We start from the raw sequence: 20453 nt of genomic DNA, 5'->3' as shown, positions 1-20453 counted from the left end.
ATTAGGAAACGATCTAATTCCGGCGTTTATGAGACACACTATTCTACTGGCGGTGATCATTTCATGGTCCCTCCCAGCCCTATCCCAGACGCATCCTGTTGAATACTACCTAAACAAGGCACCTTTTCCAATGCAGACAATTCATGACCCGGTCATTCCAGCAACGCAGTTTATCCTGAGTGATTATGGCGGTGTGGAAGGCGGCACTGTATTAAATACAGCAGCTTTTGAGCGGGCTATTAATGCCTGTGCAGCAGCCGGTGGCGGACATGTGATTGTGCCTGCAGGTACCTGGCTAACAGGACCGATTGTATTAAAAAGCCGGGTAGACCTGCATGTAGAGAAGGGAGCATGCGTATTGTTTACACCTGATCGTACATTATATCCGTTATTGCCCAATGGTCACAAGTTCGAAGTAGCGCCCCCCATCAGTGGCCGGGACCTGGAAAATGTATCTATCACCGGCGAAGGTACTTTTGACGGAAATGGACAGAGCTGGCGACCGTTGAAAAAGATGAAAGTGACCGCCGCACAATGGGATAAGGTAGTTGCCTCTGGCGGTGTATTGAGTGACGATGGAAAGATCTGGTGGCCGAGTCGGGAGGCCATGAATGGAGAGCAATATCTGAAGACGCTGAAAGAAGGAGCTACAGCAGCAGATTACCTGCCGGCAAGAGATTTTCTGCGACCTAAAATGGTAGTGATCACCAATAGTAAACGTGTTTTGATTGATGGCCCTACCTTCCGGAACTCGCCCAATTTTGTGATCAATCCGCAGAGGGTGAATGACCTCATCATCCGCAATACAAATGTATTTAACGAGGCCTGGGCGCAGAACGGAGATGGGATTGATATCAGCGCCTGTAAGGGAGTGATTATCTATCACACTACGGTGAATGCAGGAGATGACGGGATCTGTATGAAGTCGAGCGGAGATGGATCCACCGTGGCATTGAGTGATATTTTGGTAGCAGAATGTATTGTGTATCGCGCGCACGGAGGCTTCGTGATTGGAAGTAATACAGATGGGGGCATGCGGAATATCTATGTCACGCACTGTTTATTCGAGGGAAGTGATGTAGGCATACGGGTGAAGAGTAATAAAGGCCGGGGAGGACTGGTAAAGGATATTTATATTGATAGTATCCGGATGGTGTCAATTGTGAATGAGGCGGTGTCATTTGATACTTATTATGAGGCGGGAACACTATCGGGGGCAGCGGTGAAAATTCCTGAGTTCACAGACTTCTACATCAGTAATATTATTTGTAATAGTGCGAAAACAGCGATGTTGTTCCGTGGATTACCAGAAATGCCGGTACATCATCTGCACTTTGAAAATGTATATATACAGGCAGACAAAGGCGTAACAGCCGAGGCCATCAAAGACATCACCTTCAAAAATGTAAACTTTAAAACAACCCGGCAGCCAGCGATTCCACCAGATGCTGCACCATTTATTAAAATCACCTTATGAAACCTTATTACTTATTGTTGTTTGTAACTTGTACGGCCTGTAATCTGTATGATAAAGACCTGATGCACGCGGTTATCAATAAAGATGAAGCCAGTATACGTTATGACCTGAAACATCATGCGGACACAGAGGTCAGGGATGCGGAGGGATTTACGCCACTGATCAGGGCCGCAGCGGACGACGAGCCGAATATTGTAGCGACCTTATTAGGTGCACATGCACAGATTGAAGCAAAGAATAATTTCGGAGAGACGGCGCTATCATTGGCCGCTTTTAAAGGCTTTACAACTACAGTGAATGTCTTGCTATCACATCATGCGAATGTAAATACCCTGAACAGGGATAGCGTATCGCCATTAATGTATGCAGCCAGCAGAGGTCATTCAGAGATAACCGCGTTATTGTTACAACGGGGGGCACAACTGGAATCGGTTTCCAGGGAAGGATTGACACCGTTGGCGTACGCAGTATCCAATGAACATGAAGATATAGCGAAATTATTTTTAGATCATGGGGCGAAGGTCAACTTCACAACGCATGATCATGAAACAATGCTCATGTTGCTGGCAAACAGGCATAATGTATCATTAACAAAGTTACTGCTGGATAGAGGGGCGGATGTAAATGCGGTGGATGATAACGGGAATACCGCGTTGATGAATGCTTGCAGGAACAGGGATACGGGGATGGTGAAATTGCTGCTGAGCTATCATGCCCGTGTGGATGTGAAGGATGGGAACGGGGATTCGCCTTTGGAGCATGCGAAGCGTACAGGAGATAGTGCCGTGATTGCCCTGGTAGAGAAATGAAATTATTTATTAAAAGGACTCGCGATGGATAAACGCGAGTCCTTTTAATGTGATCTTATAAATCAATTAAACCACTCGCATTTCCTGTGCCACTCAAACCGCTGTATTTAACTACTCCTTTCGCATTACCATTTCTTGTAAAGCCCCAACCTGGAGAGTTATAATTAGCCACGCAGTTAGTAATCGTATGCGCAATGCTCTGACCGGAGCTGCCTAATTTAAATCCATTTCCATCGCCGTTAACTCCTTTACCATTATGTTCAGCAGTACAGCCGGTGATCTTTACAGGGTAAGGGTTGCCATAGAGGTCCCATCCATCATCTGAATTATAGGAGGCATAGCAACCTGTGAATGAATTACCCGCACCGCTGGAAAGTTTGCAGGCAAAGCCATCAGCATCTTCGCCACCAGCAGCAGCATCGTAGTTCTGATTAGAGTGGCAGTTGTTGACGCTTACATTATATGCACCGTTGTACACCTGGATGCCGGTATTGCCATTGTAATCGGCAGTAACGTTATTTACATAGTTATTACCGCCTGACTGGAATACGATGCCTGAGCTGGGGCCTCCGGTAATGCGTATGTTCTGGATATTCCAATAACTACCATTTACTTTTACTGCCCAACTGCCGGCTTTGGCGGCATTGAGCGTACCGCCGGAGATATTAATTTTGGAACTGGCAGTGCCGCTATTGAGTAATTGAAGGGTACTGGTAAGGTTGATAGTACCGCTGATAGTGATGATATCACCGGCTTTGGCATTAGCCACGGCTGTTTTCAGAGCGGCTTCAGTGGTGACAGTGGTGGAAGCGGCCGCGGTCACTTCGCCCAGGGCAGCTGTAGTAGCAGGAGGAGGCAGCTTTACCTGGTCTTCGTTTTTGCTGCAGCTGGTACATGCCATTAGCATTAGGGCAATCATGAGATTGTTCTTCATAACTAGGAAAATAAGAGGTTAAAAAATGAGGGTATGTTAGCTGCGCAACCAGTTCAAGTTTACAATAAATGGAGGATAAGTGAATGAGAAGACGGGGATTTATTTACGCAATCGTTCCCGGCAACGATGGCGGATCTACATTTGATTCGGGAGATAGAGGAGAAATTGCCTTCTCCTCTATCCTGTATGTGATGATGTTTCTATGGTGCATCTATTTTAGGGTAGTTATCTGTATTGTTATGGGTATTTCAACTCCCCTTTTTCCTGCATGTGCATTATCTTCAACAGCACGCCATTGGTCCATCCAAATCCATCCTGATTAGGGTACTCCCCTCCTCCACCGGCCAATGTTGTATCTACCACGTTATATTTCTCTAATAACTTACCGGTCGCCCTGAAAGTCTTTATATTCAAATGAGACCATCGGGATGCAATCTCGCCGGCCAATGAATCCTTATGATATTTCATCAGTCCTGCAATGGACATCCACTGTAATGGAGCCCAGCCATTTGGTGCATCCCATTGTTGACCCGTTTCAATGGGTGTAGCTACCAATCCTCCCGGCTGCAGGAATTCGGTTTGCAGTTCCCGCATCATTGTGTCGGCCTGTACCTGTGTAGCAATGCCAAAAAACAGCGGATACATGCCTGCCAGGCTGGGTATACCTGTACGGGCGTGCTTTTTGAAATCATAGTCCATGAACCATCCTTTGCCGTCATCCCAGCAATATCTGATGATATCAGCGGCTCTTTGCCTGGCGGCTTTTTCAAATTCAGCGGACCTGGCATTGTCACCTTTTTCGCGATAAGCAGTTGCCAACGTCATTTCCAGGTGATACAGCAGGCAATTCAGGTCTACCGGGATGATATCAGTCACATGAATGGTTTTTAATGTATGGCCGTCTTCAAACCAGCGGCTACTGAAATCCCAGCCGGTTTCGGCTCCGGAACGAAGTTCCCTGTAGACGTTTTCTTTAGATGTAGCAGCAGACTGTTGAGCGGTTTGAATATCTTCTGTATAGGCCTCTTCTCTGGGCCATGTTCCTTTATCAAAATAACGGTTCATCCTGTGTCCATCGGGGAGGTATACGACGTGTTCATCTGTTTCTTTTTTGGCAGTATGCATCCAGAAATCGTATTCCTTTTGTAATGCATCCAGGTAGGTAGAAACCGGGTGATTGCCGAGCGCCAGCATCAGGGAGAAGAAGGGAGGTTGTGAGCGTGTCAGGTAGTAGGTGCGGTTTCCATTGGGGATATAGCCATGGTTGTCGATCAGCCATACAAAGTTGTTGATGATATTATTAATCAGGGCAGTATCGCCGTCTTCTTTCAGGCCGAGCATGGTGAAGTAACTATCCCAGTAGTAAACTTCTCTGAACCGGCCACCCGGTACGATGTAGGGATGGGGCAGCGGGATGAGGGAGCCGCCTCGTTCCTGTTTATCAGGGGTCCGTTGCAATACGGTCCAGAGCGCATGAATGTGGGCAGAGACATCCTGGGTGGTATCGGTGATATAATTAGCGGCGGCGGGTGCGGGAATGATAAAGTGGTCATTTACGAATGCAGAGAGTTGAAAAGACGGTTGGTCTTTATATTTCCTGTAATCGGCCATGATTTCTCCGGGAGTTTGCTTTGGGATCGCATCGGCAAACGTCTTGCTGTCGGGGAAGATATGTGATGATTGGACCTGTTCAAAAAGCCCGGGATAGAGTTGTACGGGAGAGCCTTCCCTGGCAGAAGGTTTACAGGCTGCAAAACATACGATCAGGCAGATGATGTTTATTTTTCTCATATTCGTCTATATGATTAAGATATATTTTTCTGAATGTTTTTATATTGATTTTATTCGATATTGTAATTTACGTTAGTCATTTTTAAGATTTATAACGGGGGTGTTATTGTTTTGCTGTTTAATCCGATCGGAGTTTATTTGTTGTTTTATCCGATCGGAGTTTTATTTGCTGTTTAATACATCAGACTTTTACTTGATGTTTAACCCGATCAGCGTTTTGTTTGTTGTTTTATCCGATCAGTGTTTTATTTCCCATTTAATACATCAGACTTTTACTTGATGTTTAACCCGATCAGAGTTTTATTTGTTGTTTTATCCGATCAGCGTTTATTTCCCATTTAATACATCAGACTTTTACTTGATGTTTAACCCGATCAGAGTTTTATTTGTTGTTTTATCCGATCAGCGTTTTATTTCCCATTTAATACATCAGACTTTTACTTGATGTTTAACCCGATCAGAGTTTTATTTGATGCTTTATCCGATCGGAGTTTTATTTCCCATTTAATACATCAGACTTTTACTTGATGTTTAACCCGATCAGAGTTTTATTTGATGCTTTATCCGATCAGCGTTTTATTTGTTGTTTTATCCGATCGGAGTTTTATTTGATGTTTAACCCGATCAGAGTTTTATTTGATGCTTTATCCGATCAGTGTTTTATTTGATGTTTAACCCGATCAGCGTTTTATTTGATGCTTTATCCGATCGGAGTTTATTTGATGTTTTATCCGATCAGCATTTATTTGCCGTTTAATATGATCGGACTATTACTTGATGTTCAGACTTTATTGCCCTACTGAACTGTCATTTGCGATTTGCATAATACAATACAGTCCTGCTCAATTTTAATACTTTTTGTATTCGTTTTATGAGGGCTATACGTAATATCTTTTTTATCGGATCAATGACTTTGCTGCAATTCTCCTGCCATTTCTATTTTTTGTATTGGAGTCTCTTATCGTTGTGTTTGTGCTGCCTAGTTCCGGCAAAGCTAGATCTTTCGTGAATGGAAATGATTCCTGATAGTATATTTTCATTACCGGTTTCATAAATGTGCGCTGCTCCTGACTGTTTTATTCCCCGGTTGTCTTTTTTCTAATTGATGGCAATAACGGCATTTCCCGAGCGGATAATTATTAGAAGAAAATATGCAATTTTGTACAATGCCGCTCATACAGTCATACAATCCATTTGAACCACTCACGGTAGAAAGAATCCAGCAGTTACTGCTGATGGGCGAACCGATCCTGGTTGTACAGCGTTTTCAGTGGACAGGGATTATACCAGGAGCTGGGTTTATAGCGACGAGGTATCGTTATCCGAATGATGCGGAACTGCACCTGGCAGAGCTCTTACCTAATGAAGGTAAACTGGTAGATTTGGCACAACCTGCGCAGCGGGAGAAGTTACTGGGATTGTTGGCGCCGGGATCAACTTACCAGGTGTATGTTGATACGCTAAAAGACAAGAACTGGGCGAAGCTGATGAAGCAGGCCTATGCGGAGGATGTACGGAAATTTATCCAGCGTAAGACGTCGCTGAAAGTTGACAGGGATCACGGGGTGGACGTCGGCTTCCACCTCCGGTATGGACGGGTGCTGGCCGTGATAGACACGGGCACTCAGCAACTGGAAGTTCCTTTTTTTGATATTATCAAATAATCTCTATGTGTTACGATATTTCTTTTCATACGGATATTCAATTGACGCTGGATGTTTTTCCTGATCTTGTAGACAACAGGCAATTGGAATTGAACAGTGATGCGCTTATTCATGTGGAGGGGCATGCACTCCCGGTTTACTATGTGATTCATCAGAAGGATCATATACCACAGCTGACGAATATGGAATGGGGGGTGACGCCTTTGTATGTAAAAGATCCCAAAGAAAGGAAAACGCGGCGGTCAGGGATGATCAACGCGCGGAGTGAGCGGATACTGGACGATCATCAGTCTTATTGGTACAGGATCCGGAACAACCGGTGTTTGATTCCCGTGAGTGGGATCTATGAGCATCGCCAGATCACTGGCTGGAAGAATAAAGTGCCTTACCTGGTGCGGTTAAAGGAGACACCCTTGTTCTTCTTACCGGGGTTGTACCAGGAAAGTACAGAGGTAGATATGACTACGGGAGAGTTGTACCAGGAAGGAACTTATACTTTAATTACACGGCCAGCGAATGGGCTGATGGCACAGATACATAATAGCGGGGAGAATAAACATCGGATGCCGCTATTTGTGCATCATGAGCTGGCGAAACGGTGGATTGACCCGGAATTACAGGAGGAGGAAGTAAGGGAGATTTTGAGTTATGAGATACCGGCGGAGGAGTTGAGTTATGACACGGTGTATACGATTCGTGGTGGGAAGCAGCGGCCGGATCACCTGGAGAAAGATGCGCATTGGGAGTGGGCGGCGTTGCCGCCGTTGGGAAATGACAGGCCGTTGAATGCCGGGATGCAGCAAAGTCTATTTTGATAAGAGTGTAATCAGGGGTTCGGCACATAGCGGGATTCTCATCACCCTGGTAAAAGCGATGAATGATCCTGACCTGCACCTTCAGCGCTCATACTAATAACAGTATCCGCCGCTTACGGGTGCCGAGCCCTGATTATTTTATTCGCGTAGCTGATCTATGATGGACCCGATTTCCTTCAGGTACTTCCCATATCCCACTTTAATTCCCAGTTCCATAAAAACATATACCAGTATTGTTGATGCTCCAAGGATCACGATTCCCAAGGTGAGCAGATGGCTTTGGTCCATGAGTGCACCTAAGGGAATTTTTGCAACTAAAAAGAGTGACAACATGATTACCAATATAGGAATGAGGGAATAATTGAAAGACCGATACATTTCGATATTAATCTTGATATCGTAATATAAAGTGAAGAGGCTTTCTTTGGAATTGAGGGTGTAATTGTAGAGGCGGTTGTAGAAGAAATAGAAGCGGATGAAGTAGTAGATTGAGATGATGAGCATAAATGCGTAGGTCATGTAGAAGGCCAGCAGGAAATTGCTGTTCAGGCTGAGTATCTGCGGGAAGAAACCGGTGATGGTGAGAGCGATTGATTGAAGGAATAGTTCAGTTCTCATGGCGGTTCGGATTTTTTTCACAGGAGAACTTTTACCCTTGAGATCGTTGAGTGCGGTTGGTAGCTGGATGTTGTTGTTACTGTCCTGGTTCCAGGCAGCCTGGATGTCGTCAAAATTCATATCCTTGTAGTTTTATGAGTTCTTTAAGTTTAGTTTTTGCTCTGTTTAGTTTTACCCTGGCGTTTACTTCGCTGATGCCAAGCTGAAGGCTTATTTCCTTGTGGGTGTAGCTTTCGAGATGATAGAAAATTAAGGCTTTTTCTATCTTTTCGAGTTGCTGGACGGCTTTGTAGAAGTGAGAAAGCTGGAGTTCCTTGGTGTTTGTTTCGTTTTCTTCAGACGGGAGGTGTTCCGGGAATGAAGGGGTGGTGGGAGGCTTTCTCTTTTGTTTTTTGAAAAAGGTGATGGCAGTGTTTACGGCGACGCGGTACATCCAGGTGGAAAATTTGCTTTGGTGGGAGAAGGTGTGGTGGCTTTTCCAAAGTTGGTAGATGATTTCCTGGAAGAGGTCTTGTTGGTCTTCCGGGGATTCCATGTACATTTTGGAGATTTTGTGGAGGATGCCTTTGTGTGCGTTGAGGAGGTGGAGGAAGTCATTTTCGGAAGTCAAGGTTTGGTTTTTAGGTGAATGTTTTATTGGTTTGTATGTGGGGAGGGGGGATTGTTACAGGGGGGAGGAGGATTTTTTTAGTAGAAATCCTCTTTTGATAGCTTCCAAACTGATGGTAAGAAAATTCTCTGCCCAACAATGCATTCGTTATTAATACTTAAGAACTCCCGATACTCAGTTAATTCAAATTTATCGTTGTAAATACTAATCTTTTCTTCCTCGTAATTATTCTTGCAGTTTACAATCATTGCGGTATTGAAAATATAATTCTTGTATGTTTTTACTATTACCGTGAATTCTGCTAAACGTTCAACCGTATGGAAAAAAGCTAAATCCTTAAAATTCACATTGTGATAATTAACAATGTCGCAAAAGCTTCCGCCTATGTAATAAACAGTATCAAATTTTCCATCAATATGTCTTTCTCCAACATCAATTCCAATCTCCGCTTCATGATAAAATCTGTAATAAACTTCTTCAGGAGACAAAGAGTCTAAATTAATTTCTGTATTCTCATTCTGAAAATAATAAGATCTATAAAATTTATATTCCATTACTACAATTTTAAATATGGGCCAATGTCTATTTTACCACCTTTCTTTACGACAGAAATTTGGATGTTTGCATTTCTAATTTTAGTTATTGTACTTGCTTTACTCTTTTGAAAATATAATTCAAGGAATTTCTTCGTAAAATTGTCGTTACCTCTATATATATTATACCCACTGATTTTACCACCTACACCAAAATTATCGAGGATAACCTTAATTTTAACTGATGACCTGTACTTAGAGCGAATAGACTCAAACTCAGCTTCCTCTACTCTTATTGTTACATCCAAATCCCCCGGATCATCCATCCTCAAAGCACTCCCCTGCACATATATCCTCCCCTCCGGCAGCCCCCACTCCTTCGCCAACCCCTTCAACAATTCTCCAAACTCATCAAACTCCCGCAGACTGCTAAACAAAACAGGAAACCCCTCTCTCTTCACCGACTCCCACTTCTCCAACTGCGACATCACCTCCTCCAACGAATACATCCTCCTGTTACACGCATTAAAGATAATATCCTCTATCTCTGCCCTCCCCAACCCCAACTCCTTCCCTCTCTTTACCAACTGCCACATATTCCTTTTGGAAAACCACATATCTTTCTCCCCGGCTATTTTCAATAGCTTCCTGATATTTTCATATATCCTATCCGCCAACTCCTCTTCTCCTAATAACTCACCTAATACCACCTTTGATCCCCTCGGTGCCTCATCTACCCCTACCCTCACAATCTCCGACGCCTTACTAGCCGGCATTAACTTTCTAAACCCTTGTTCAGCTTCTATCACCCTATTTTCAGAAATCTCAACAGCTCCAATATTAGTAATAATTGGCCTATTACATACATCACATAATTTTTGCACCGTCTCCTCATTGCCAGCTGTAAGAACCACCAATTCCTTGTCCATAGGAATCTTTCTTTCTAAAATATATTTGTGCAAGGATTTGTGTGCTAAACTGCTTTCTATACCATTCTCTATAACATTTACTGTCTCTCCCTCCGAATGCAATGCCAAATACACCTTATTATCATTCATGTTACCAAGAATGCGCCTTGCCGTCAAAGCCTGCTCTTTACCCATTGATACCGTCCGGTGCACTGTTTCCAATGCATCCTCCGCAAACATCGCCTCCATCATCTCCACCGGCACATTAATCCTTGCATTCCTTATCCCCTTCACCGTCCCAACCGTCAGCGTGCCCACTGTATAAGCAAGTGCCAGATAATTGACATACTCCACAAACTCCGGATGATCTTTCACTAACTCAGGAGCAGCATTGGCATATGTTACAAAGTCTGTAAGCCCCACATTCAACATCTCCCAACCAGTCACCACACTCTCCGCCCCCATCATTCCCTCCATCCCTACTGCACATAATCCTGTATTCAATACCAACCCTGCAGACGTTTCCAGTGCTGACTTAGTATCCATCTTAAACAGCTGATACACCGATATCGCCGGCAAAACATAAGGAATCCCTTTCTCTAAGGTCGCCCCGAACGCTTTTACATCCCGCTTTGGAATCAATATAACATAGTCCAATGGATTGAACTTCCCCTTAAAAGGATTGATACTGCCATAATCCGGGAATAAAGCGGTACTCCCTCCACCTAATATGGGTAAGACAACATTGAGGTAGCTCGTCATCCCATCCCGTACTTCCAACGCTATCTTTTGTTCTGCATCTCTGAACGCTTCCGCATTACTGGCTGTTAGATACCCATCATCAAATACCAACCACTTTCTCTCTTTCATTAACTGACTGATCAAACCAAGGTCCTGACCAGGTTTTTCTTCATCTAATATTGCAATTGTAATTGCATTGCATAATTGAGTAAAATTCCCTTTTGATAAATATAGAAAGTCATAGGTATCTGACAAGAATCTATACAACAAATGCTCGCGCTGTAAGGTCTTTATTACTTTATACAATTCCCCTGTACTTGCACAATTGCTCACTATCTCCAGCATTATATTCTGCCCGCCAAACTCACTACTTGTTGCAGACCAACGCTGCCCATAGTCCCCTGTTAAAAGCTTAGCGATCAGGCAGGCACGGGCTTCAGCAGTCAGCCTTGTAAAAGGTGCCCTGGAAAGAAAGGAGGTCTTGGTGCCGGGTGTCACGAATTTTGCATTGACAAAATCCACTACATCATTGCCTGTATTGAAGTCACAACGCTTTAAACGCTGAATGCTGCTATCCAGCTCCTTATATTGCTGATGCATTCTCTTTAACTGATCAAATGTAAACACATCAGGAGATGTATTCCAATCTATATAGTAGAGCGCCGGGTTTTCATAATAGTAGCTAAAAAGCTCCCGGCTGGTAGCAAGTACATCTCCGGGAAGTCCAAAGATGGTCTTACAAATGGCTGCAATTTCTGCCTGCACCGCTGGCTGTTCTGACCCGATCACTTCCCGCATATAACGCTTATATTGCTGCGTGAAGAAATTATCCTGGCAGATACAACCATCATTTGGATACGATACGCCATTTACCTTTACCTCACAGGTAAACATGTCCTTTCCAAAATCTATTCTATTTATCTCGCCTCCGGGCGTATGTGAATGCGCGTAGATGTAGCTGGACGAATCATACTTCTCATAACTGTATCCTTTAAACCTTCCGTTACTCACAAAATAAATGGCGTTGTATTCTTTCCCCCCATATTCAAAGCTATTCAGCGAACCTGGCATAGCCGGACTATTTTTCCCGATGTCGTCATAAAATACTGACAGCGGGACTGCTCCCGCTGGTAATTTCACAACTGTACTATCTGGTGCGTAATACAATGAAGACGTCAGGGCTGATTGAACATCCTTTTGCAGGCATTTGTAGAGAGATAAGCCTTTTGTAAGTTCACTGCCGGCATCCTCTTCGAAGATGCCCCACACACTACCCGGATCATGGACAATGTCCCACTGAAATTTGTATAAAGCAAGGCCGGTACCGGTGGTCATCAGGTTACCATCTCCATCGTTTAATGATTTATCCGGAACCCTCCCCGACGAATTCACTACATGCGCCAGGGTATACATCCCATGCCCTATCTCGTGCGCTACCGTACGGGCGATCTCCTGATCTGTACCACCCTTGAGCCATACAAAACCAAATTGACTTTTGCGTGGCATTTTCCCCAGCAATCCAACGTCCTCACGCGCCCCTTCATTTACCACGAACAAATAGACCTGATCATTTGCTATTTGATGAGATTGGATATAAGCTTTCTTCATCGCTCTTTCCTCCCCCGTAAAACCATTGCTCAACAAGGCACTTTTGCTGTCTTCTAATACCCCATCCTGATCCAGGTCCCAGGCACTGTTGCCCTTAAATGAGTTGTCTGTTTCAACCGTATACGTTATTCCTAATCGACCATAAACAGTGGCCAGCACCTGTTTGATCGCATTTTCAGGAATAGCAATGTGTTCACCTACCGGTATCAATACGACCTTTTTCTGCAATGCGGGGTAACTGGGAATGAGTAACTTTCCTACACTGCTACCATCGGGATGTATCGCATACAATTCCTGGGCATCTGCGGCCGGCCCACCGGTGATGGTCACGCTACAATCATTACCCGCACAACGGGAAGGGAAGACGATGCCCTTGCCGTTTACAAATAGGACAGGTGTTGTGTCAGACCTGTGAGCTATAATCGTTTCCCGGGCACCAGGTATGATAGCTTTGGCACTAACGCGATATTGGCCATCCGCCAATGACTCATAGGCTGCAGGATAACCGGCGTTAAACACATCGAATGCATATTTATTATCAGCTGCAGCTGTAAAATCGACACGTCCATCAGAAAGCCGCAGCTGATTAAAGCTGGCTGCTTTAACAGCCCATGCCATATTTCGCCGGCCAACTTCATGGACAGCTCCCTGTTGGCTGACCTGGTAAATATTGCCATCTGCATCTTCCAACAATAATGGCAGCGTGGTATACCGTATAGCCTGCGTACTTCCATCTTCACTATCCTTTAAAGTGATCGTACGGGAAACTGTATCTACCACGATTCCTTCTCTCGTAAAAAGGTGCAGGTGTGTAGTGATATCTGCCACCAGATCACCGGTTTTGACCTGCCCCATATCATCTCCTCCATGCTGGGCATCCAGCTCTTCTTTGATGAATTGGCCGATGCCTTTTGTGACCGCATGCATTTCACCACTGATGGCGACCAGGTCTGTATTGACGACTATATTCCTGCAATATACCGCTAAACCAAAGCCTAATCCGGGAGTGATGATCCGCCCGGTATTAAGGGTGGTCAGCAATACATCATAGTGACCAATACGGATAATATTGCCCGCAGTTAATATAGGCTGCACCTGTCTGTTAGCCGGCAATGAAAGGCTCGTTGCATTTCCACAGACGATACTTTGTAATGCGGGTGTCTTGATTGTCAGCAACGCACTGAATTGGCTGTATACACCAGCCAGCTTCCATTGAAGTTGTGCTTCATACTCCCGGTCCGGTTCCAGGCTTGAAATTACAGCCGTTGTATCTGTGCTTAACCCTATCGTCTGCCAATCATACGCAACATTATTTTTAGCGACAGCCCGGTATTGCAGCCGGTAGCCGTCTACTGCTGTAGCTGGCCAATGGTAGCGGATCTGGCGTTCGCCATTAGCCATTCCGTACAATACAGGTCTCGCAGCATTTTCAAATGGGTTGCTGCCCAGATAGGTGAATGTACTACTTTGGCTAAAGCCCTGATTTTTATAAAGATCTTTCCCCTCTTTGTCTATAGCCTGCACTATCCAGGCGTATTGCAGGCTGTCTGTAAGCGGAGGGGCTGCAGGACCGTACAGGATGGTGGTGTTATCCGTGGTGGTAGTATACAGGGGGCGCGTACTACGGACGATATGATCCGGATTGCTTCCCGCTGGCTTTATTTCATACAGCGAGAAATTGTAGGATGTACCTGCCTGGCTGGTATTTCGGTTTGACCAGTTAAAAACGAGCGATTGCGGCTCCCGCTTTTCCACCCTGCTGCCACAAATCGGGAAGTTCAATAATGGCGGATCACTTTTTTGCAAAAAGAATACACTGGCAATGGCATTGCTGACCTGAACCTCTGGCCGGAGGCGATCATATGCCTGAAAAGTGAGGCGATAGGAACCCTCCGGTAAAGATTTTGTTCGCTCATACTCTTCGCGGCTATAAGTACCGCTAAAAAGAAGGTGATCTACGGAAAAGTAATCTGCAAGCGCAGTACCGCTGATGATGACGGGTACGCCTGCCGCTAACGTTATTGCCGGAGGATGGTAAGACGGCGACGTCCGCATGATCACTGTACCATTCCGCTCCAGGGTCATCTGCAAACTCACGTCATAACCGGGTTGGGTAAGATCCCGTTGTAAAAGGATCACCCGCAGTTGCTCACCGGCTCCTGTATAATAATCCGGTACGTAAAGGCTGTAAGGAGGAATGATCTGTGTACTGGCGATAACAGGATAATCCTGCGCCTGTAAGGTACATGTATAGGTCAGTAATAAAAGTATTAAACTCCGTAAGCGCTTCATGGGATAGGATTTGAAAGATATGGTGGCCGGCAGTGACCGGCCATCGTTCCATATTCACTCATTAAAACTGGCTGATTATGAATGGCAGATCTTTACTCTCATTTTCGGTCAGCACACGTAACAGATACACTCCTGGCAACACCTTTCCAAGGTCAAAATTATCTTCTATTAAAAGCAGAGGAGCGTATTGCTTCCGCTCTATTAATCGCCCATTCAGGTCATAGACGGTAATAACGGTTTGCTGCCTTTTATTTAACTGCACTTTACACTTAAAGTAGCCTTGGTTCGGATTGGGAGACATCATCACGGTATCTATGATGCTGGCTGGTAACTGATATACAGGTATGGATAGCGGATCATAAGGCAGTATCCTGACTGCTTTCTGCAGGTTGTAACAGCAACCGCCGAAGACAGCAGACATTTTTATCCAGTAGTCTCCCTGTTGACTAAACCTGATTAAGGGCGCGTTGTAAAGATCCGTACCCAGCCACTCTGCCGCAGAGGAGAACTCCCAGTTGACAGTATCCGGTGCCGGGAGACAGATTTCCCTGACAGCAAGTGTATCCGATACATTGTTCTGTGAGACGACCAGGAAGTTCACTGATGGTTGTATATTCTTTTTCGTAAGGATTACCTGTTGTTGAAGCAGACAGTCATTGGCATCCTTTATGACTACCTGATAATTTCCTGCGGGCAAGTTGTTAAATACTGAATCAGGCACCCAGTCTGCATCTTCTAATGAATAGGTATAGTGGCCTGTGCCACCATTGGCCAGTACTTTTATTATGCCGTCCTGCAAGCCATCGCAAACTCCTGCAGAAGCGATGTCCATTCTTAAAACTGCCGGCTCGGCAATGTTGTAGTCGCCGGTTGCAGTACAACCCTTTCCGTCTGTTACCACCAGGCGATATTGACCGGCCTGCTGCCGGACGATATCTTGAGTGGTTAATGATAATCCCTCCCACGAAAAATGATAAATACCATCACCACCCGATGCCTCTATACTCACTTCTCCTGTAGCTGTTCCATGACACTGAACCGGTTTAATTCTGGCCGACAAACGAATGGCAGGATCTTCTGCCAGGATGGTAGTTGCATATTTTGTCTGGCAGCCCCGTTCATCCTTTGCCTGTATGGTATAGCTTCCCGCTGATAAACCTGAGAAGGAAGGCGTTGTTATCCAATTTGTATTGTCCAGAGAATACAGATACGGATACGTTCCTCCGGATGTACTAAAACGGATACTCCCTGTTGTATCGCTTCCACAATAAACACCTCTAAGTTCTCTGATACTTATATTCAATACCTCATGACTCGTGTCTTCCAATATTGTTACTGCTGATAACTTCTTACACCCCCGGTCATCCAATACAAAAACATTGTAGTCCCCGGCCGGTAAATTATCAAAGACAGGTGATCCCTGCCAATTGTCATTATCAAGACTATATGACAATCCATATCCATTGCCTGAAGCGCCGATATCTATGCGCCCATCATTATTCCCCCTGCAGCTTATATGTGACAACCTGGTCTCAAAGCAAAGACTGTCAGGTAATCTAATATTGTAGGTATCTTCTGCCCAGGCCATGCACCCTTTTCCATCGGTTACCTGTATGTCGTATTCTCCGGGAATGTGCACCGGTGCAAGTGAATGATAAGTTTCTCCATGATCCCGTGAATATGCAAATGTATAATTGCCATCTCCACCGGATGCCGCAATATCAAATGCCGCACCATCCTCCAGGCATACAGCTTCCCGAATTCCTACGAAGTCGATTGATAGCTCTAAAGGGTTCATTATTTGTACCGTATCTGAAGTTACACTACATGCATTATCCCGCACGGTCACCCTATATGTACCGGGTTCCACATCTTCTACCTGCATGCCGGCCGCCAACCAGGCAGGCTGCCGTAACCGCTCCCAGGTGTAATTGTACCTACCTGTACCACCCGTTGCGTTTGCCTGTAAATATCCATTCGCAGCGTTGTAACAGGTAATTGGTCTGTGAGTTATTGTCACCCGCAACAACGGTGGTTCATAGATCGTAAACCGGCGGGACAGCGTGTCATTGCAGGACGGGTTGTTTCTCCTTATCTGAACCGTATACTCACCTGCCGCAAGATGAGTAAAATCTCCGGTTGTATTGGTCATTTGTACGGGGCCGGAGAGATGGTAAATACTTCCCCCATTGCCTATCACCTGTAAATGTCCGTCGCTAGCACCATGGCAGCTTACTGAGTCCGTCTTTACCAGTTGCAATGACAGGGGAACAGCGTCATTCACCACCACCAATGTATCCCTGGAAGGGCAGGCCGGATAGCTGGAGTCGGCTAACCGGACGGTATATCTTCCTGCTGGTAACCCCGAAAAAGACGTCTGTAAAATACCGGCATCATTGTACAGGGTAATGAGTGCACCCGGTGCTGTCACCGCTATTCCTCCATCTGCAGGCAAATGGCAGGAAGCGCCCCATGTATGTATGCCGCCGGTTAATACTGCTGGCTCTGTGAGCGTTACGCTCACCCGCTGTACTTCATGACAGGTCGTGTCACTCACCATCGCCTCGTATACGCCGGCAGCCAGGTTATTCCAATACCCTGTCGTGTTGTCCAATACCCGCCCGCCGGGCATTTTCAATGTATACTGATACCCACCCCCACCCGTTGCCTGTACCAGTATTTCACCATTGCGGCCGCCATGACATCCAATATGTGTCACAGACTGTATGTTTAGGGCCAATGCCGCGACCTCCGGTACTATCACCTTTACCGGCGTCAGGCAGTTACCCGCACTCCCCCCGGCATTAATCAACCACAGCGTATACGTTCCCGCTGCCACACCTTCCACATTTACACCTTTGGCTACACTATCGATTCCATCACTCCAATCTACCAGGTCACCGCAATTCATTGTACAGGGTGTCGTCACATTTCCGGGGCGTAATAACCAGTACATAAAAGGAGATGCACTGGTGAGCGCACTTCCCGGGAGACAGATCCGGCCATTTGCCTTTCCTGTACAGGCGGGAGTTACCAACACCGCATGCCCGTTCTTCAATACCGGAGGAGCTGGTATGATCGTACAATAATCTGATGCCTTGCTGTAAGGAGAATAATATACCCTGTCATTATACTGTGCTTTGACACGACAACGAAAGCGGGCATTCACAATACTGGTCACCGCCGGCATATACAATGCAGGCACAAAAGAAAAGGAAAATCCTGCCGAGGAAGAATCCAGTCCTTCCCAGGTTGACAATCCATTCAGATTATATTCCCATATCACACTCGTGTTCAGAATATTATCATTAAACAAAGGCCAGTTATCCGTTGAACGCAACTCCATTGTAGCATTCGCACAAGTTTGTGTAGCTGCCGAAGCACCTGCACTCACCTGGTTTGGCGCTACCATCTCATACACATATCTTACCGAGAAGTAACCCATATTACGCTCCGAACCATAAAACCGGAGCTCTCCCCGGTTCGTACTTACAGGGTAAATATTATCACTACTCACAGTTCCCAGCCAGGCATTATTACGATATAATACATAGGGAGGCATATGGTCTGCCCGGGCCCTGTAAACCGGTCCCCCATCCGCATCCAATGGAGCAGTACTCAGTGATATTGTTTGATCAAATGAAAGTGTGCCGATCGATCCCGGCTGTGTGAGATGAGCATAAACATTTACACTAATTTGCGCAAAACCAGACAGATGTAATAATAACATTATTACCGTGGTAACAAACTTCATGATATAGGCTTAATTGTTATCTTTTTGGTTGATATTCTTATTAAGAATATGGTCGCTAATGCAGCATGGACAATGGTTAACAATCATGCTGCCGTGGTTATTACGAATATACGAATGTATTCGAAATAAAAAATTAATTTTGAGAAAAACGACATGGACGAATCGCTCCGACTCGCATTCAAGCAATTCCAACATCTCTGGAAACCGGCGTCTTTTCCTTCCAAAACATTATTGCTCAAGGAAGGTGATGTAGCACGTAAAATTTTCTTCATCAAAAAGGGGTGCATCCGCAATTGGTTCAATCATGAGGGAAAAGAAATCAGTTTTCAATTCTTCTTCGAGGGCGACGCAGTTGCCTCCGTGGAATCTTTCAATAAACAAACGCCCAGCCCCTATTCTATCGAAACCATCGAACCTACCGAAGTCAGCTGGCTCGTTGCTGAAGACATGCAGCAAATGCGTGCACATCCGCTCATCAATACTTACCTGATGGACCGTGCCATCGACAGACAAGCCGCTTTTATCCAGCATTTCTTTTCCTTCCTGCGCGATACCCCGAAGCAACGCTATCAAAATCTCCTTGCCGGGCGGCCCCAGGTAATACAGCGTGTTCCTTTGCAGTATATTGCATCTTATCTGGGCATTACGCAGGTTTCCCTGAGCAGGATCAGAGCGCAGATCAAATAAACGGCTTTTTAACAATCGTTAAATTTTAACTTCCCGCATCTCCGGATCTTTGTGCTATAAAAATGACCTTCATGCAATTGATTCCTGTTTTCCGTGTTTTCGACTACAATAAAACAATTGAATTTTATGTGAACTGGATGGGATGTACTATTGAGTGGGAATATCGCCCGGAGAATAGCCCCTTCTACATGCGTATGTCGCTGCGGGGACTGCTGTTCGACCTCTCTGAACACCATGGTGAATGTTCTCCGGGAGGACGTTTTTCCATCGCAGATTTTGAAGGACTTAAAAAATATCACGAGGAACTGTTACTCAAAAACTACCCTTACAACCGCCCGGGGCTTGAACGCGTTGAATGGGCATCGGATACCCTCGAGATGACCGTGACCGATCCCTTTTCCAACCGCATTATTTTCAATGAAAAAGTGAAGGACTTTAACACTGTCAGTCCATCCGCTACCGCGCTTCTTTTTATCAAGTCTTTTACGCAAATTCCCTTTATGAAGGAGGCGGCTGACTTAATCAGTGCCCCTGCCGGCGATGCTGAAAAATCGCCCTTCTTCCATGCAAAAGTGCAGCATTTTGAAAACAGGTATTATAGTATTAATCACATGCTACAGCCTACCGGCATTACGAATATCCTTGAACTCTCTTCAGGCTACTCTTTCAGAGGGCTGGACATGGCGGGTAAAAAAGCCGTGCATTACATTGATACAGATCTTGAAGATGTGATCAGCCGGAAAAAACAATTTATTGATCGCCTGCAACAAGCGCCGTTACAGGGATACCTGGAACTGAAAGCGCTGAACGTACTGGACGAACAGGCATTTGAAGCCATAGTCCGTTCATTTCCCGCAGGTCCTGTTGCAATTGTCAATGAAGGATTACTGATGTACCTGAACATGGATGAAAAGAAACAACTGTTGGCGACTATTCATAAAATATTGACGATAAGAGGCGGTTGCTGGATTACTGCCGATATCTATATTCCTTCTCCCCTCGATAGCAAACAGTATCATTCTGAGCGACAACAACGCTTCCTTGATTTTCATAAGGTGGAAGAAAACAAATTCGCTTCTTTCGAAGCAGCTGCCAACATCCTTGAAGATGCAGGTTTCACTATCACAAAAACAGCTTCAGACGAAATAAAGTTCCGGGATACCTGGCTGCTAAAAATAAAATAATATTTACGATTCTCCGTTTAAGTAGGCA

The 20453-nt window shown here is 45.1% G+C and carries 13 protein-coding genes; 6 read left to right on the top strand and 7 right to left on the bottom strand.

Annotated elements, in window-relative coordinates:
* Positions 1-28: 28 nt before the first annotated feature.
* Entirely contained in the window at positions 29-1477 is a 1449-nt protein-coding gene (locus ABDW33_RS19245) for a glycoside hydrolase family 28 protein (protein ID WP_343691717.1), read from the top strand.
* Complete coding sequence (locus tag ABDW33_RS19240) at positions 1474-2286, top strand: ankyrin repeat domain-containing protein (protein WP_343691716.1); 813 nt, start codon at positions 1474-1476, stop codon at positions 2284-2286. Before ABDW33_RS19245 ends, ABDW33_RS19240 begins: the two co-directional genes overlap by 4 nt.
* A gap of 55 nt (positions 2287-2341) precedes the next feature.
* Here ABDW33_RS19240 and ABDW33_RS19235 read toward each other — a convergent pair whose 3' ends face one another.
* Together ABDW33_RS19235 and treF are read right to left on the bottom strand one after the other, a co-directional pair.
* Positions 2342-3220, bottom strand: a complete 879-nt coding sequence (locus tag ABDW33_RS19235) for a right-handed parallel beta-helix repeat-containing protein (RefSeq protein WP_343691715.1) — start codon at positions 3218-3220, stop codon at positions 2342-2344.
* A 237-nt stretch (positions 3221-3457) separates the two neighbouring features.
* Positions 3458-5011: an alpha,alpha-trehalase TreF gene (gene treF, locus ABDW33_RS19230; RefSeq protein WP_343691714.1), complete on the bottom strand. Its 1554-nt coding sequence runs from the start codon at positions 5009-5011 to the stop codon at positions 3458-3460.
* 1151 nt (positions 5012-6162) lie between these two features.
* Between treF and ABDW33_RS19225 the strand changes: the two genes are divergently transcribed.
* Both ABDW33_RS19225 and ABDW33_RS19220 read left to right on the top strand, forming a co-directional pair.
* Complete coding sequence (locus ABDW33_RS19225; protein WP_343691713.1) at positions 6163-6675, top strand: hypothetical protein; 513 nt, start codon at positions 6163-6165, stop codon at positions 6673-6675.
* Positions 6676-6680: 5 nt separating this feature from the next.
* Positions 6681-7490, top strand: coding sequence for an SOS response-associated peptidase family protein (locus ABDW33_RS19220; RefSeq protein ID WP_343691712.1), 810 nt, complete (start codon positions 6681-6683; stop codon positions 7488-7490).
* A 138-nt stretch (positions 7491-7628) separates the two neighbouring features.
* Here the strand turns inward: ABDW33_RS19220 and ABDW33_RS19215 are convergent, their stop codons facing one another.
* The 5 genes from ABDW33_RS19215 to ABDW33_RS19195 form a co-directional block, all read right to left on the bottom strand.
* Positions 7629-8228: a hypothetical protein gene (locus tag ABDW33_RS19215; RefSeq protein ID WP_343691711.1), complete on the bottom strand. Its 600-nt coding sequence runs from the start codon at positions 8226-8228 to the stop codon at positions 7629-7631.
* Positions 8218-8718, bottom strand: coding sequence for an RNA polymerase sigma factor (locus tag ABDW33_RS19210; RefSeq protein WP_343691710.1), 501 nt, complete (start codon positions 8716-8718; stop codon positions 8218-8220). Before ABDW33_RS19210 ends, ABDW33_RS19215 begins: the two co-directional genes overlap by 11 nt.
* A 77-nt stretch (positions 8719-8795) precedes the next feature.
* Complete coding sequence (locus ABDW33_RS19205) at positions 8796-9272, bottom strand: hypothetical protein (RefSeq protein ID WP_343691709.1); 477 nt, start codon at positions 9270-9272, stop codon at positions 8796-8798.
* Between the two features lie 2 nt (positions 9273-9274).
* The gene (locus ABDW33_RS19200; protein WP_343691708.1) at positions 9275-14800 is read right to left on the bottom strand and encodes a fibronectin type III domain-containing protein; all 5526 of its coding nucleotides are present in this window, start codon (positions 14798-14800) and stop codon (positions 9275-9277) included.
* A gap of 61 nt (positions 14801-14861) precedes the next feature.
* A complete protein-coding gene (locus ABDW33_RS19195) occupies positions 14862-18554 on the bottom strand; it encodes a T9SS type A sorting domain-containing protein (RefSeq protein WP_343691707.1) in 3693 nt (1230 codons plus the stop codon).
* A 153-nt stretch (positions 18555-18707) separates the two neighbouring features.
* Between ABDW33_RS19195 and ABDW33_RS19190 the strand changes: the two genes are divergently transcribed.
* Together ABDW33_RS19190 and ABDW33_RS19185 are read left to right on the top strand one after the other, a co-directional pair.
* Positions 18708-19241: a Crp/Fnr family transcriptional regulator gene (locus tag ABDW33_RS19190; protein WP_343691706.1), complete on the top strand. Its 534-nt coding sequence runs from the start codon at positions 18708-18710 to the stop codon at positions 19239-19241.
* Positions 19242-19312: 71 nt separating this feature from the next.
* The gene (locus ABDW33_RS19185; RefSeq protein WP_343691705.1) at positions 19313-20425 is read left to right on the top strand and encodes a glyoxalase superfamily protein; all 1113 of its coding nucleotides are present in this window, start codon (positions 19313-19315) and stop codon (positions 20423-20425) included.
* The last annotated feature ends 28 nt before the right edge of the window (positions 20426-20453 follow it).

The sequence above is a fragment of the Chitinophaga sp. genome, from assembly GCF_039596155.1.
In the GTDB taxonomy this organism is placed as follows: Bacteria; Bacteroidota; Bacteroidia; order Chitinophagales; family Chitinophagaceae; genus Chitinophaga.
This window is presented reverse-complemented; position numbering and strand designations above follow the sequence as displayed.